The sequence below is a fragment of the Flavobacterium sp. AC267 genome, assembly GCF_979258715.1.
Genome location: NZ_OZ409875.1, coordinates 601,177 through 615,652, shown reverse-complemented (window position 1 = coordinate 615,652; position 14,476 = coordinate 601,177). Strand labels below are relative to the sequence as shown.

Sequence of the window (14,476 nt, the reverse complement as noted above, 5' to 3'; positions counted from 1 at the left end):
TTCATCAGTTTTTTCTAAAATCTCATTAAATGATTGTCATTGTAAATCAAAATTGCTAATAAATATTCGCCAAGAATAATGTCTTCATTGTCTGAATTGAACGTCGCAAATTTTGTGTTTTCTGGCAATTCTTTTAGTTTCTTATTAAGGCTCATTTTTCTTTTATTTTATTAGTTATTGCTTTATTTTTATTATCCAATCTTTTATAAAGAGGTAATGTCTGTCGATTTAAGTTTATCATTTTTACATTTATCATAAGTCTATTGCTGTGGTCTTTTACTTCAAATTCTTTTAATGCGGCGTCCAGTTTTTTAAATTCTTCTACAAAACTAGAATCTGTGTAAAAATCGGTGTAGAGTTCTGAAACTTGGCGTGAACAGTTCCAGACCTGGAATTTAAATTTATCATTGTTCTTTGTGACATATTTTGTAGCGTAAGAAGCAATTGACCTAATGTTGTTTGAATTTAGTTCCCGAACATCAAAAGCGGAGGAGGGTTTGTAATTTTCATCTCTAGGAACTATACCGTTTTTATTTTGCAGATCAAGCCAGTAATTCCACCATTTTTTCAATTTTCCAATATTCGTTGGTAATCATGTGAAAGTGAATATTCGCTTTGAACATGTCGTTTTTTTGTTTGTCGTTCTGCAACCTACGGATTTTGTTTAATTTAAATTTTAGTATTTATAGGCTTTAACGGTAGTAAATACGGTAAAATACAATAAAAGTGATGAGGTTATTGGTGGTGCAGGTGGGACCACTACTTTAGAAATAGAAAGCCTTTACAGCAATGTAAAGGCTTTTTTATTGCTGTAAAATAAATTTGTAATATTATTCTATCAATTAAAAATGTATTTTTACTTTTTTGCAGAGAATAGTAAAACATGAAACTGAAACAAAAGGACAATAATTATTTCATTACTTCAAAAAAGACTTTTGAAGAAAATGCTGTTGATCCTGCTTTTGTAAAACAAGCTTTTGATTTTGCTTATGAAATGGTTTATGGAGAAGGATTTCATCGAATTTGCAGATCGGGCGGACAGTGGCACCGATCAGATAAAGAAATTTTTCAAAATACGTTTCAGGGCAAATTAGCAGAAATTATGCTGTATCAAAATTTGAAACTTCAAAATATAGATGTAGAAGCTCCAGATTTTAGTATTCATGGAAAAGGAATTTGGGATGAAACCGATTTAAAAGCAAACGGAAAATTTATCTGTGTAAAATCGGTCGCTTTCTTTTCTAATCTTTTTCTTCTGGAAACTAAAGATTGGGATTTTGAAGGAAGATATGTTCCGAATCATGATAATTTAAATATTGCTGTTTATGATTTTTTTGTTTTGGTGAGAATAAAGCCTGATATAAAATTTATTCTAAAAAAAAATCACCGAGAGTAAAGAAAATTTATGGCAGGAAATTGAAAAAACGGTTTGGTTTTATGATGTTCCTGGATGTTCTTCTATAGTAACAATTCGACATATTATTAAAAATCAATATGTTATTCCTAAAAATGCATTGCTGAATGCTAAAACCAAAATGGATGCGGCCAATTATTATATTCAGTCAGGCGATTTGCATCATTTGGAAAAATTGTATTCCGGTTTAAAAGAAAAATAGATTAAATTTATGTTTTAAAGACAAATTTAATCTTAACGAGTAATGGATAATTTAACTCCCGAACAGCGGAGAAAAAATATGCAGGCTATAAAAAGCACCGAGACAAAAGATGAAATAAGGCTTGCCAGGGCATTATGGAAACTGGGCTATCGATATCGAAAAAACAATAAAAAGATATTTGGAAAACCTGATCTAACTTTTGCAAAATACAAACTTGCTATTTTCGTCGACAGCGAATTTTTCCACGGAAAAGATTGGGAAGTGCAAGCAACTGCGTATAAAATCAAATCGAGAATATTGGATTCCTAAAATTGAAAGAAATATGAAGCGGGACGAAGAAGTAAATGCTTATCTGCTTTCTCAAAATTGGACTGTTATACGATTTTGGAGTAAACAGATTCAAAAAGAACTAGATCTTTGTCTTGCAAAAATTGAAGAGACAATTCTTCTTTTAAAGGATTGATTTTTTTTTGCTGTAAATCTGTACAATAATTTAGCTGTTTTGAAGTTAATACTTCATCTTTTGATCTTTCTTTATAATGTAAATATTTGTCAGTTTTTAGATAAAAAAGATAACTAAATATCTATTAGTTTCTTAAAATGAAAATTGTAAAAATCTAAACCTTGTTTTTTTACGTATTTTGGTAAATAGATGTTTTGCTTTGGTTTAAATGTTTCGTTTATTTTTTAAAATCAGGAAATTCCTATAAGGCTGTTTAGTAATTAAATAGTGATGAAAATGAGGTTTTTATGAGCTACAACGTTTTCTAAAAAGGTATTCGGCGGTTTAATAAAAAAAGTGTTAAAATTTGTTGTGTGTTTTTTGTTTTAAAAGTTGCTTTTCTTCAAAAAACTTATACTTTTGTCCCAAGATTTTGCAGATAAAACAGTATTTGTGCGAAATTTCTATTAAAGTAAATTTGTTAATAATTATAGCTTGCTGTTTACAACAGCTTGAATTTATGAAAAATCTAAAAGCCCCCTTTTTAGCAGTTGCGTTAATATTGTTTAATACTTCGTTTGTGTGTGCAGGTACGCGCCACCGCCGACTGCGCGTATGGCTAGTACCTCAGGTACAGATGATCCTGGCGATGATGGTATTGGAGGTGGGGCCGGTGAATTTCCAATAAATCAAAATATATTAATTCTATTAATAGGCGGTTTAGTTCTTGGATCGACTGTAATATATAAAAACACAAAAAAAGCTTCAAATTAATTTGAAGCTTTTTTTTTGAAATTCAAGAAACTATTTATTTATTGAATACAGTCTTGAAATATATTTTCCAACTACATCAAATTCTAGGTTGATTTTAGTCCCTACTTTGAAATCTCTAAAATTTGTGTGCTCGTAAGTATAAGGTATAATTGAGACACTAAATTCATTTTCCTTAGAATTTACAACGGTAAGACTTACGCCGTTTACTGTAATAGAACCCTTTTCTATTGTGATATTGTTTAGATTTTTGTCATATTCAAAAGTGTAATTCCAGCTTCCGTTGGCTTCTTCAATTTTAATACAAGTTCCGGTTTGGTCAACGTGCCCTTGTACAATATGCCCGTCCAGACGATCGCCAAGTTTCATTCCTCTTTTCTAAATTTACTACTTCACCCGCTTTCCAATCGCCGATATTGGTTTTTAAAATAGTTTCATCGATCGCTGTTACAGTATAAAGAGAATCTTTAATGGCTACGACTGTTAAGCATATTCCGTTATGCGAAACGCTTTGGTCTATTTTTAATTCGTTAGTGATCGAAGCGTCAACTGTTATGTGAAGATTATTTTGGTCTTTTTGAATTTCGTGAATCCTGCCGAGTGTTTCTATAATTCCTGTGAACATTGTAGTTTTATTTTACTAAATTTGCACATCAAAATTAGTAATAAATAAACTGAGCTCATGAATAAAAAAGCAGAAAATATAATTGTTGGAATTTCAGTAGGAGATTTAAACGGTATTGGAAGCGAAGTTATACTAAAAACATTCGAAGATTCTCGCATGTTAGAATTATGTACGCCGGTTATTTTTGCTAATGCTAAAATTCTTTCATTCGTTAAAAAAAGTTTTACATCGACAGTTCAATTTCACGGAGTTGATAAATTGGATCAAGTTATTCCCGGAAAAGTAAATGTTTTAAATCTTTGGAAAGAAGGAGTAGATATAAATTATGGAGCTAATGATCCTAAAATAGGAGAGTATGCTATAAAATCTTTCACCGCAGCAACAAAAGCCTTAAAAGATGAAGAAATAGATGTTTTAGTTACAGCGCCTATTAATAAGTATAATATACAATCTGAAGATTTTAAATTTCCAGGTCACACTGATTATTTAGATCAGCAATTAGAAGGCAATGCGCTGATGATGATGGTTCAGGATAATTTAAGAGTTGGTCTTATTACAGATCATGTACCATTGAATGAAGTTGCTTCTCATTTAACTGAGGAGTTAATCACTAAGAAAATAGAAACCATTAGAAAATCTTTGGTTCAGGATTTTAGTATTGTGAAACCGAAGATTGCAGTTTTAGGTCTGAATCCGCATGCTGGTGATGGCGGTGTAATTGGAAAAGAAGACGATTTGGTTTTAAAACCAACTTTGAAAAAAATATTCGAATCGGGAACAATGGTTTTTGGACCATTTCCTGCAGATGGTTTTTTTGGAAGCGGTCAATTTGAAAAATATGATGCTATTGTAGCAATGTATCACGACCAAGGATTGATTCCGTTTAAAACATTATCTTTTGGAAAGGGAGTTAATTATACAGCGGGTTTAGATAAGATTAGAACTTCTCCAGATCACGGTACAGCCTATGATATTGCTGGAAAAGATATGGCAGATTACAATTCATTTACAGAGGCAGTCTATCTTGCAATAGATATTTTTCGCTCTCGTAATCAGTATGAGGAGATTAGTCAAAAACCTCTTAAAATAAAAGAAAAACAGTTATAAACAAAAAAAGGTGAATAAGATTATTAGATTTATAATAATTTTATATCTTTGCACCCCAATTCAGACATCTAGTTTTAGAACTGAATTGATCAAATTGATGTTGAAATGAGCAAAACAAAAGAATTTTTAATTCCTTTCGTAGGATTAAAACTAGGAAAACACCATTTTGAGTATCAGATAAATAACACGTTCTTTAAGGACTTTGATTACGATGAGTTTCAAAGTTCAGATATTAAAGTGAGTTTGGTTTTCGAAAAGAAAAGCAACATGTTAGAGTTAGAATTCAAACACAAAGGAACTGTAAATGTACCTTGTGATCTAACAGGCGAAGATTTTGATCTTCCTATAAAAGGAAAAATGAAATTAATTGTTCGCTTTGGAGATGAATTCAATAATGATAATGAAGAATTGTTGATTTTGCCACACGGAGAACATGAATTAGATGTGTCACAATACATTTATGAAATGATTGCACTTTCGGTGCCTCTTAAAAGAATTCATCCAGGAGTTAAAGACGGAACTTTACAAACCGAAGCTTTAACAAAATTGAATGAATTAAGTGTAAAAGAACAAAAAGAAGAGAGTAATAAAGAAGAAGATATTGACCCGCGTTGGGAAAAATTAAAGAAACTATTAACGGATAAATAATATAGTAAAATGGCACATCCTAAGAGAAAAATCTCGAAAACAAGAAGAGATAAGAGAAGAACACATTATAAAGCTACTGTAGCTCAAATCGCTACATGTCCTATTACAGGTGAGGCGCATTTATACCACAGAGCTTACTGGCATGAAGGTAAAATGTACTACAGAGGGCAAGTTGTTATCGATAAATCTGAAGCGGTTGCTTAATACGTTTTTGTAAATTATACTAGAACTCTCACATAGTGAGAGTTTTTTTTGTTGGTTATAATTTTTGTTTTTTAAGAAAATATAGACAAATTCGCTTCGTTTTTTTTTGTAATTTTCAAGTCTTTTAAAAATTTTTCAAATTGCAGTATTTGAAAGGAAATAATAGAATATAATGAATAAAATCACAGTCGCTATTACCGCTGTTGGCGCTTACGTTCCTGACTTTGTACTTTCCAACAAAGTTTTAGAAACAATGGTTGATACCAATGACGAGTGGATTACTACTCGAACAGGAATTAAAGAAAGAAGAATTCTTAAAGATGCTGATAAAGGAACATCTTACCTTGCTATAAAAGCAACACAAGATTTAATTGCAAAAGCAAATATTGATCCTCTTGAGATTGATATGATTATAATGGCAACAGCAACACCAGATATGATGGTGGCTTCTACTGGAGTGTATGTTGCAACAGAAATTGGGGCTACTAATGCATTTGCATACGATTTGCAGGTCGCTTGTTCAAGTTTCTTATACGGAATGTCAACTGTCATGCAGCGTATGTTCAGTCAGGACGTTACAAAAAAGTACTTTTAATTGGTGCCGATAAAATGTCATCAATTGTAGATTATACAGACAGAGCTACTTGTATTATTTTTGGGGATGGAGCTGGTGCAGTTCTTTTTGAACCAAATTATGAAGGCTTAGGTTTACAGGATGAATATTTAAGAAGTGATGGTGTCGGTCGTGATTTCCTTAAAATTCCAGCCGGAGGTTCTTTGATTCCGCCTAGTGAAGAAACTGTAAAAAACAGACAGCACAATATTATGCAAGACGGGAAAACTGTTTTCAAATATGCTGTTACAAATATGGCCGATGCCAGCGAATTGATTTTGCAAAGAAATAATTTGACAAATGAAGATGTAGACTGGTTAGTGCCGCACCAAGCGAATAAACGTATTATTGATGCTACTGCCGGACGATTAGAATTAGATGAATCTAAGGTTTTAGTAAATATCGAAAGATATGGTAATACGACTTCTGGAACTTTACCATTAGTATTGGCTGATTTTGAAGATAAGCTTAAAAAAGGAGATAATGTTATCTTTGTCGCATTTGGTGGTGGATTCACATGGGGATCTATCTATTTAAAATGGGCTTACGATAAGAAATAAATTAAAACTAAAAACGAATCATTATGGATTTAAAAGAAATTCAAAACCTAATCAAATTTGTTGCAAATTCGGGCGTTGCAGAAGTGAAGTTAGAAATGGATGATGTAAAAATCACCATCAGAACAACTTTAGAAACAAATGTAACTGAAGCAACTTACGTGCAAGCAATTACCAACTCAGGCGACTTTACCACAGGCGTGCGCCACAAGTTACTGCTCCAACAGTTGTAAATGTAACTCCAGAAGCACCAGTCGCTAACGATTCTAAATATATTACTATAAAATCTCCAATCATTGGTACTTTTTATAGAAAACCATCTCCAGACAAACCTGTTTTTACAGAAGTAGGAAGCACAATTTCAAAAGGAGATGTTCTTTGTGTAATTGAAGCAATGAAATTATTCAACGAAATCGAATCTGAAGTTTCTGGTAAAATTGTAAAAATTCTTGTTGATGATATGTCTCCTGTAGAATTTGACCAACCTTTATTCTTAGTTGATCCATCATAATTTTTAAAAATTCCAATAGAGAAATCACAAAATCCAATTGTTGGAATTTGGAGATTGGAATTTGTAATTTTTAATATAAATAAGATGTTTAAAAAAATATTAATTGCGAATAGAGGAGAAATTGCACTTCGTGTAATTCGTACATGTAAGGAAATGGGAATCAAAACTGTTGCAGTTTACTCTACAGCCGATGCAGAAAGTTTACACGTTAAATTTGCTGACGAAGCGGTTTGTATTGGTCCTCCTCCGAGTAACTTATCGTATTTGAAAATGTCAAATATCATTGCAATGCAGAAATTACAAATGCAGATGCAATACACCCGGGATACGGTTTTCTTTCTGAGAATGCTAAATTCTCTAAAATTTGTCAAGAGCACGGAATTAAATTTATCGGTGCTTGCTCCAGAAATGATTGACAGAATGGGTGATAAAGCTTCTGCAAAAGCTACAATGAAAGCAACAGGAGTTCCATGTGTACCAGGTTCAGACGGATTATTAGATTCTTATGAGCATGCACTTAAAGTAGCTAAAGAAATTGGATACCCAGTTATGATGAAAGCTACTGCTGGTGGTGGTGGAAAAGGAATGCGTGCGATCTGGAAAGAAGATGAGCTTTTAAAAGCTTGGGAAAGTGCGCGTCAAGAAGTCTGCTGCGAAGCATTTGGAAATGACGGAATGTACATGGAGAAACTTATTGAAGAACCACGTCATATCGAAATTCAAGTTGTTGGAGATTCGTATGGAAAAGCATGTCACCTTTCTGAAAGAGACTGCTCAGTGCAACGTCGTCACCAAAAACTTACGGAAGAAACACCTTCACCTTTCATGACAGATGACTTACGTACAAGAATGGGAGAAGCCGCTGTAAAAGTCGCTGAATTCATTAAATACGAAGGAGCTGGAACTGTAGAATTTCTTGTAGACAAACACAGAAACTTCTATTTCATGGAAATGAATACTCGTATTCAGGTTGAACACCCGATCACAGAACAAGTTATTGATTATGATTTGATCCGTGAGCAGATTATGGTTGCTTGCTGGAATTCCGATTTCAGGTAAAAACTATCTTCCAGAATTACATGCTATCGAATGTCGTATTAATGCTGAGGATCCTTATAACGATTTTCGCCCTTCACCAGGAAAGATTACTACGCTTCATATGCCAGGAGGACACGGAGTTCGTTTAGATACTCACGTATATTCAGGTTATAGTATTCCGCCAAACTACGATTCTATGATTGCAAAGTTAATTACGACAGCGCAGTCTCGTGAAGAAGCTATCAGCAAAATGCGAAGAGCTTTGGATGAGTTCGTAATAGAAGGTGTAAAAACTACAATACCTTTCCATAGACAATTAATGGACGATCCAAAATATATTGCAGGAGATTATACAACTGCATTTATGGATACATTTAAAATGAATGCTCCAGAATAATTATAAAGGCTGTCAATTTTTTGACAGCCTTTTTTCTTTATAACCGTTTTTTAAAATTCCAAAATTTTAATTCCAAAATTTTAAATCCCAAATTCCACTGAAATTGAAACCTCATACCTTAAATTTTGGAATTTGGAATTTTTAAAAATTGAGATTTAAATTAAAAATTTCCTCAAGGTTACACTTTAAGTGTTTACTTATTACACACCTTTTTCGCCTTTTACACACTTTTTGAATTTTCTTATTTTTTGGCATATTTTAATAAAGCCTTTAAAGATAAGGGTTTACAGGGTTTGGCACGCATCTTTTTCATTACGGCATAATAATTTCATTATCTAAAGCGTAAACAACTATTAATATTAAAATATATACGTTATGAAAAATTTATTTTTATCAGTCGCAATTGTCTTAGGAAGTTTAACTTCATTCGCTTCAACTACACAAGTAACAAATACAATCGTAAAAACGATTTCTGTTGAAGAAGAATACACTGAAATCAAATTAGAAGAATTACCAGTCGCTATTACAGAATCTTTGAAAAAAGCTTATCCAGAAGCAGTAATTACAAAAGCATATAAAAACGAAAAAGCAGAGTACAAACTTGATGTTACTGTAGGTGACAAAGTTGGAAATCTTTTCGCTAATGCAGATGGAACTTGGATTAAAAAATAATCTAATATAGATTTTGTGAAAATCCAGATCAAGAATACTAAGATCAAATTAACAATATTAAAATACAATTATCATGAAAAATTTATTTTTATCAGTACGCAATCGTTTTGGGAGGTTTAACATCATTTGCTTCAACTTCGCCAATATCAAATACAATCGTTAAAACAATTTCTATTCAAGATGAATATACAGAAGTTAAATTAGAAGAAGTTCCAGTAGCTGTAACTGATGCTCTTAAAAAAGCATATCCAGATGCTGTGCTTACTAAAGCATTTAAAAACACAAAATCAGAATACAAGCTTGAAGTAACTGTTGGAGATAAAACAGGAAATCTTTTTGCTAACGCAGACGGAACTTGGATTAAAAAATAATCTAAAACTAACCCTTAAAAACTATTACTATGAAAAAGTTAATCTTATCGGCGCCGATTGTTTTAGGCAGTTTGTCGATGCACGCAGAAACCCCTGCTGTAACCAATTTAATGGTGCAGACAGTTAATGATCAGGATGAATATAAAGAAGTAGATGGAGTGCCAGCAACTGTAAAAAAAGGCTTAGACGAAGCTTATCCTGGTGTAGTGCTTGAAAAAGCATGGGTAAACGACAAAAAGGAGTACAAAATTGAGATAACAGTTCGAAAAGAAAAATCGATTGTTTATACAGATGCTTCGGGTAATATTCTTAAAAAATAATTTTAAAATACAATATTATGAAAAAGTTAGTCTTATCAGCGACGATTGTTTTAGGAAGTTTATCGGTAAATGCCGCTATTCTGCCCGCAATTTCGATCTCTCAATCAGTACTTATTCAAGATGAATTTACTGAAGTAGTCGCAGACGCCGTTCCGGCGAGCAGTGAAGTCAACAGTTGAAAAATCTTTCCCGAAAACTAAGCTTGAAAAAGCGTATAAAAACGAGAAAAACGAGTATAAACTTGAAATTTCAAATGGAGACAAGAAGTATACTATTTTTACAGATGCTTCTGGTAACATCATCAAAAAATAACTAAAATCAGCATCATGAAAAAATTAATCTTATCAGCAGTTATCCTTCTTGGAACAATGTCAATTCATGCAAACGTATCGCCAGTTTCAAGAGATATTAAAACTACTGTGATTCAATCAGAATACACAGAGGTTACTGCAGATGCTGTGCCTGCGGCTGTAAAAACAGCTTTGCAGACCGCTTATCCGGGAGCAAAACTGGAGAAAGCATTTGTTAACGAAAAAAAAGAGTATAAACTCGAAATATCAGTTGGAGACCAAAAGGCTACTGTGTATTCAGATGTCAATGGTAACTGGTTGAAAATATAATTAGGTGAATTTAGATTTATGTTTTTGGTGAAAAAGAGATTGTCGCTTGCAATCTCTTTTTTTTGCATAATTTTGTGAAAATCCAATTTTAATAGTCTTATTTTAGCAAAAAACTCCCTAAACACAAATGCCTAAGATATTATTGATAGAAGATGACATCGCGTTTTGTAAATTATTAGAAAAATTTCTAGTTAAAAAAGCGTACGATGTAACGATTGCTTTCTCTGCTGCAGAAGCACGTACAGCGGTTAAAAACGAATCTTTTGATTTGATTTTAACAGATCTTCGTCTGCCTGATTTTGACGGTATTGCGTTAATGTCAGAATTTAAAGATTCATACCCTGATATTCCAGTTATTCTAATGACAGGTTATTCTGATGTAAACACTGCAGTTAAGGCAATTAAAAATGGAGCAAGCAGATTATATATCTAAACCATTTAATCCAGATGAGGTTTTATTGGTTATTACTAATGCACTGCAAACTCCCAAAGAGGAAAAGGAAGAGTTAGTTGAAGTTCCAACGAAAAAGAAAACTGCAAAAAAAGCGACTTCAACTTCAACGGAAAATGAATTTGTTAGAGGAATTTCGATTGCTTCTAAAAAATTATTGGATCATATTGAATTAGTAAGTCCGACTGATATGTCTGTTTTGATTATCGGCGAAAGCGGAACTGGAAAAGAAATTATCGCAAAAAGTATTCATCAGCAAAGTCAGAGAAAAAACAACAATTTTATTGCGGTTGACTGTGGTGCTATTCCAAAAGAATTGGTCGCAAGTGAATTTTTTGGTCACTTAAAAGGATCTTTTACGGGAGCGATTAGTGATAAAATGGGTTATTTTGAAGCGGCAAATGGAGGAACTTTATTTTTGGACGAAATTGGAAACCTTTCCTATGAAAACCAAATTCAGTTATTAAGAGCGCTTCAAGAAAGAAAAATTAAACCCGTTGGAAGCAATAAAGAAATAAACGTCGATATCCGCATTATTACTGCTACAAATGAAGATTTACGTGAAGCAGTAAAAAACGGCGATTTCAGAGAAGATTTATACCATAGAATCAACGAATTCTCTATTCAGTCTCCATCTTTAAAAGATCGTGACGAAGATTTAATGGTTTTTGCAGATTATTTCCTTGAAAAAGCCAATCAGCAGTTAAATAAAGATATTATCGGATTCTCTCCAGAGGTAGTTTCTATTTTTCAAAACTACAACTGGCCGGGGAATTTACGTGAATTACAAAACTGTGTAAAACGTGCGACACTTTTATCTCGCGGTGATTTTATTGAAAGTGATGTGCTTCCGGCAGAATTTTTCCAGATTCAAAAACAGCGACCAGCTGAGAATGGAGTTTTTTCATTATCTGAAAATGAAAAAGAAACTATTATTCATGCTTTATCTAAAGCGCAGAATAATAAATCTGAAGCCGCAAAGCTTTTAAAAATTACCAGAAAAACACTTTACAACAAATTGAAACAATATAATATAGAGTAAAGCATTTTTAAAATGCTTTACTTTTTTTTAAACTTCTTGTTTTAATGCTTCAAAAAGAACATTCATTTTTTCTTTTAAATCGGCATACATACTGCCTAGATCTAAGGTATTCAAATCGTCTTTTTCTAACTTCTTTAAAATCTGACCAATTTCATTTGCCTGAATTTGTTTAAACATCGGTGCAATACGATGGGCAATCGATTTAATTTCTTCATGATTATTCTCTTGTATTGCCGTTTTCAAAAGTTCTATATTATCTGCACTGCTGTCAATAAAAGATTTTAAAACCTCTTTTAAAGCAGATTCATCATGACCTAGAAAATCTTTTAAAGTATCTAAAGAATACATTTGAGAAGATTGATCTTCTGTAACTTCAGAAAATTCTGTGGCAGGGATTTCTTCGTGATCTAATATCTGCTGAATGGTTTCCAATAAAATTTTTGGTGAATACGGTTTTTTAACAACAGTGGTAAAACCAGCATTTTTATAAACCGAAAGATCTAAATCTGTTCGTCCTGTAAGGGCAATCACTGGCTGATTTTTGAATATGTTTTGAGGAAGCTCACGAAGTTTTTCTAAAAACAAAAACCCATCGATCTCCGGCATTTGTATATCACTAATAACAAAATCAAAAGCAGTATGTCGCATTGTTTCCAAAGCTTTAGAAGCGTTTGTAAATGACAAAACCTGATGCTGTTCTTGTTTTAGAACGCCGCTTGTTAGATTCAAAAGATTGATGTCGTCATCAACAACAATAAAAGTCTGCTTTTTAGTGTTTTTTAAGGATTTGTTTTTTACTTCAGTTGAACTTGGCTGACTATTATCAAATAATAGTGGAAGTTGAATTTTAAAGGTGCTTCCTTTTCCAAAAATACTTTCTAAGCTTAAACTTCCGCCCAAAATAGAAATAATCTTCTGGCAGATTGATAAACCTAAACCAGTACCACCATATTCCTTTTCAATGTTCTCATTTGCTTGGGCAAACTCTTCAAAAACCAATTTTTGGTTTCCTTTTTCAATACCAATTCCAGTGTCTTGAACAGAAATGGTAAAAGTCTGGTCTTCATTCGCGTAAGCGGCAACTCTAATATGTCCTTCTTCGGTAAATTTATAGGCATTACCAATAATATTGGTTAGAATTTGTCTTAGTCTAAATGGATCGCCTACAATACGGTTTTGGAATTTCTCGTCGACATTAATAATAAGATCAATATTTTTTTGCTTGTAAACTGTTTGAATATTCTTTGCAACATCTTCAATAATTTCAGGAAGTAAAAAAGGAACTTTTTCGATTGCTATTTTTCCTGCCTCTATTTTAGAAAAATCCAATAAATCTTGAACAAGCTGTGTGATATACTCAGAAGAATTTTTAATGTTTTTAATGAAATAAGACTGCTTGGTATTAACGTCTGAATTTCCTAAAAGTTCAGAATAGCCGACAATAGTACTCAAAGGCGTTTTTAAATCGTGACTTACTGTTGAAATTAACTGTTCACGACTTTTAAGCAGATTTTTTGTTTTGAAATTGGCAATTTCCAGCTGTTTTTTATATGCTTTTGATTTTGAGTAATCGCTCACAATTAAAATAGAGAAAAACACAGTTAACAGTAAGCCAATAACGGCAGAAGCGGTTACAATTTCGTTAACTCTTTTTAATGATTTTTCTTTTAAGGAATTGTTTTTTATCGAATTGATGATGATTTCTCTCTCAATAATTCTAAGTACTTTTCGCAACTGATCTGAGATTGCCATTTCGTTTTGAAGCAGTTTGTTTTCTTCAAAATTCAACGATTCTTTCTTCTTTTCAGCTTTCATTTTTACGGTACTCAATAGCTTTTTAGAATTGGCTAAAATAGAATCCGAAGCTTTTTTACTCAATGTATTGGTGCTGTCGTCGGGAATATTTTGATTGAGATAATCTACATATCGCTGTAAAACACCACGCTGGTAACTTCCCAATTGATTTGGGTTTTTGGTAAAATCTTGAAGTTCAAGTTTTCGAAGGTTAAACTCCATTTTCGTGATTTCATCAATAGCATTATTTACAGAAGTTTCATCGTCTGCTTTATTTTTTATTTCTTTTAACTGCTTGATGTTTTTTGTCTTTTCAGACAAAAGATAAGTGACACTATCCAAAAGTACTTTTTGATATTCTGTAGTAACAATTTGTTTTAAAGTATCGATGCGAAGACGAAGCGAATCTGTTTCGATCAAATAATTATTGAAATCTTTTTCAGAGTTATTTTGAATGGTCTGCCTTGCTAAACTCTCGGTTTTATAAACATTGGAGAAAAGTTTACTAACCCTTAGAATTTTAGTTTTTTCGAAAGCAATCTTATCTTCCAGTTTGTTATAAACAACATTTTCAGAATATAGAAACCATCCAACGGTTACCACCAAAGCCAATAATGCAACATAGCTGAATAAAACTTTGACTGCGGTGTAACTTCTTTTGCTTTCCATATTTTGCT

General features: G+C 32.5%; 15 protein-coding genes and 6 pseudogenes. 17 read left to right on the top strand and 4 right to left on the bottom strand.

Translation table 11 applies throughout. The features are described 5' to 3' along the window. Positions 1–14: 14 nt before the first annotated feature. Positions 15–155, bottom strand: coding sequence for a hypothetical protein (locus ACZZ95_RS03380; protein WP_463468014.1), 141 nt, complete (start codon positions 153–155; stop codon positions 15–17). Next, on the bottom strand, positions 152–571 hold the full coding sequence (locus ACZZ95_RS03375; RefSeq protein ID WP_463468013.1) for a hypothetical protein: 420 nt from the start codon (positions 569–571) through the stop codon (positions 152–154). Before ACZZ95_RS03375 ends, ACZZ95_RS03380 begins: the two co-directional genes overlap by 4 nt. A 312-nt stretch (positions 572–883) precedes the next feature. Between ACZZ95_RS03375 and ACZZ95_RS03370 the strand changes: the two genes are divergently transcribed. The 4 genes from ACZZ95_RS03370 (at position 884) to ACZZ95_RS03355 (ending at position 2,832) form a co-directional block, all read left to right on the top strand. Beyond that, entirely contained in the window at positions 884–1,396 is a 513-nt protein-coding gene (locus ACZZ95_RS03370; protein ID WP_463468012.1) for a hypothetical protein, read from the top strand. Positions 1,397–1,658: 262 nt separating this feature from the next. Further along, positions 1,659–1,925 (top strand): hypothetical protein, encoded by a 267-nt coding sequence (locus tag ACZZ95_RS03365; protein WP_463468011.1) that lies wholly within the window; start codon positions 1,659–1,661, stop codon positions 1,923–1,925. A 13-nt stretch (positions 1,926–1,938) separates the two neighbouring features. Continuing rightward, positions 1,939–2,079 carry a DUF559 domain-containing protein gene (locus tag ACZZ95_RS03360; RefSeq protein WP_463468010.1) on the top strand — a complete coding sequence of 47 codons (141 nt, stop codon included), beginning with the start codon at positions 1,939–1,941 and terminating at the stop codon, positions 2,077–2,079. Between the two features lie 594 nt (positions 2,080–2,673). After that, a complete protein-coding gene (locus ACZZ95_RS03355; protein ID WP_463468009.1) occupies positions 2,674–2,832 on the top strand; it encodes a hypothetical protein in 159 nt (52 codons plus the stop codon). A gap of 30 nt (positions 2,833–2,862) precedes the next feature. Here ACZZ95_RS03355 and ACZZ95_RS03350 read toward each other — a convergent pair. Beyond that, a pseudogene (locus ACZZ95_RS03350) lies at positions 2,863–3,454 on the bottom strand (riboflavin synthase). 57 nt (positions 3,455–3,511) lie between these two features. Here ACZZ95_RS03350 and pdxA point away from each other — a divergent pair. The 13 genes and pseudogenes from pdxA (at position 3,512) to ACZZ95_RS03285 (ending at position 12,005) form a co-directional block, all read left to right on the top strand. Further along, positions 3,512–4,561, top strand: coding sequence for a 4-hydroxythreonine-4-phosphate dehydrogenase PdxA (pdxA, locus tag ACZZ95_RS03345; RefSeq protein WP_463468008.1), 1,050 nt, complete (start codon positions 3,512–3,514; stop codon positions 4,559–4,561). Between the two features lie 105 nt (positions 4,562–4,666). Continuing rightward, positions 4,667–5,209, top strand: coding sequence for a YceD family protein (locus ACZZ95_RS03340; RefSeq protein ID WP_463468007.1), 543 nt, complete (start codon positions 4,667–4,669; stop codon positions 5,207–5,209). Positions 5,210–5,218: 9 nt separating this feature from the next. Continuing rightward, positions 5,219–5,413 carry a 50S ribosomal protein L32 gene (gene rpmF / locus ACZZ95_RS03335; RefSeq protein WP_031455170.1) on the top strand — a complete coding sequence of 65 codons (195 nt, stop codon included), beginning with the start codon at positions 5,219–5,221 and terminating at the stop codon, positions 5,411–5,413. 172 nt (positions 5,414–5,585) lie between these two features. Continuing rightward, positions 5,586–6,586 (top strand): annotated as a pseudogene (locus ACZZ95_RS03330) (beta-ketoacyl-ACP synthase III). Positions 6,587–6,609: 23 nt separating this feature from the next. Continuing rightward, positions 6,610–7,094: pseudogene (gene accB, locus ACZZ95_RS03325) on the top strand (acetyl-CoA carboxylase biotin carboxyl carrier protein). A gap of 84 nt (positions 7,095–7,178) precedes the next feature. Continuing rightward, positions 7,179–8,529: pseudogene (gene accC / locus ACZZ95_RS03320) on the top strand (acetyl-CoA carboxylase biotin carboxylase subunit). A gap of 375 nt (positions 8,530–8,904) precedes the next feature. After that, positions 8,905–9,201 (top strand): hypothetical protein, encoded by a 297-nt coding sequence (locus ACZZ95_RS03315; protein ID WP_463468006.1) that lies wholly within the window; start codon positions 8,905–8,907, stop codon positions 9,199–9,201. A gap of 73 nt (positions 9,202–9,274) precedes the next feature. Further along, positions 9,275–9,572: pseudogene (locus tag ACZZ95_RS03310) on the top strand (hypothetical protein). A gap of 29 nt (positions 9,573–9,601) precedes the next feature. Beyond that, positions 9,602–9,892 carry a hypothetical protein gene (locus ACZZ95_RS03305; protein ID WP_463468005.1) on the top strand — a complete coding sequence of 97 codons (291 nt, stop codon included), beginning with the start codon at positions 9,602–9,604 and terminating at the stop codon, positions 9,890–9,892. Beyond that, positions 9,864–10,016 (top strand): hypothetical protein, encoded by a 153-nt coding sequence (locus ACZZ95_RS03300; RefSeq protein ID WP_463468004.1) that lies wholly within the window; start codon positions 9,864–9,866, stop codon positions 10,014–10,016. Before ACZZ95_RS03305 ends, ACZZ95_RS03300 begins: the two co-directional genes overlap by 29 nt. A gap of 38 nt (positions 10,017–10,054) precedes the next feature. Further along, positions 10,055–10,204 carry a hypothetical protein gene (locus ACZZ95_RS03295; RefSeq protein WP_463468003.1) on the top strand — a complete coding sequence of 50 codons (150 nt, stop codon included), beginning with the start codon at positions 10,055–10,057 and terminating at the stop codon, positions 10,202–10,204. A gap of 14 nt (positions 10,205–10,218) precedes the next feature. Beyond that, a complete protein-coding gene (locus ACZZ95_RS03290) occupies positions 10,219–10,512 on the top strand; it encodes a PepSY-like domain-containing protein (RefSeq protein WP_463468002.1) in 294 nt (97 codons plus the stop codon). A gap of 127 nt (positions 10,513–10,639) precedes the next feature. After that, positions 10,640–12,005 (top strand): annotated as a pseudogene (locus tag ACZZ95_RS03285) (sigma-54-dependent transcriptional regulator). A 27-nt stretch (positions 12,006–12,032) separates the two neighbouring features. Here the strand turns inward: ACZZ95_RS03285 and ACZZ95_RS03280 are convergent. Further along, positions 12,033–14,468, bottom strand: a complete 2,436-nt coding sequence (locus tag ACZZ95_RS03280) for an ATP-binding protein (RefSeq protein WP_463468001.1) — start codon at positions 14,466–14,468, stop codon at positions 12,033–12,035. Between the last annotated feature and the right edge of the window lie 8 nt (positions 14,469–14,476).

Excerpts from the sequence above, each read along its gene's own strand:
- ACZZ95_RS03365 (WP_463468011.1), top strand. The coding sequence starts at position 1,659 with ATGGATAATTTAACTCCCGAACAGCGGAGAAAAAATATGCAGGCTATA.
- pdxA (WP_463468008.1), top strand. The coding sequence starts at position 3,512 with ATGAATAAAAAAGCAGAAAATATAATTGTTGGAATTTCAGTAGGAGAT.
- ACZZ95_RS03290 (WP_463468002.1), top strand. The coding sequence starts at position 10,219 with ATGAAAAAATTAATCTTATCAGCAGTTATCCTTCTTGGAACAATGTCA.
- ACZZ95_RS03315 (WP_463468006.1), top strand. The coding sequence starts at position 8,905 with ATGAAAAATTTATTTTTATCAGTCGCAATTGTCTTAGGAAGTTTAACT.
- ACZZ95_RS03370 (WP_463468012.1), top strand. The coding sequence starts at position 884 with ATGAAACTGAAACAAAAGGACAATAATTATTTCATTACTTCAAAAAAG.
- ACZZ95_RS03340 (WP_463468007.1), top strand. The coding sequence starts at position 4,667 with ATGAGCAAAACAAAAGAATTTTTAATTCCTTTCGTAGGATTAAAACTA.
- rpmF (WP_031455170.1), top strand. The coding sequence starts at position 5,219 with ATGGCACATCCTAAGAGAAAAATCTCGAAAACAAGAAGAGATAAGAGA.
- ACZZ95_RS03280 (WP_463468001.1), bottom strand. The coding sequence starts at position 14,468 with ATGGAAAGCAAAAGAAGTTACACCGCAGTCAAAGTTTTATTCAGCTAT.
- ACZZ95_RS03305 (WP_463468005.1), top strand. The coding sequence starts at position 9,602 with ATGAAAAAGTTAATCTTATCGGCGCCGATTGTTTTAGGCAGTTTGTCG.
- ACZZ95_RS03380 (WP_463468014.1), bottom strand. The coding sequence starts at position 155 with ATGAGCCTTAATAAGAAACTAAAAGAATTGCCAGAAAACACAAAATTT.
- ACZZ95_RS03355 (WP_463468009.1), top strand. The coding sequence starts at position 2,674 with ATGGCTAGTACCTCAGGTACAGATGATCCTGGCGATGATGGTATTGGA.
- ACZZ95_RS03360 (WP_463468010.1), top strand. The coding sequence starts at position 1,939 with ATGAAGCGGGACGAAGAAGTAAATGCTTATCTGCTTTCTCAAAATTGG.
- ACZZ95_RS03300 (WP_463468004.1), top strand. The coding sequence starts at position 9,864 with ATGCTTCGGGTAATATTCTTAAAAAATAATTTTAAAATACAATATTAT.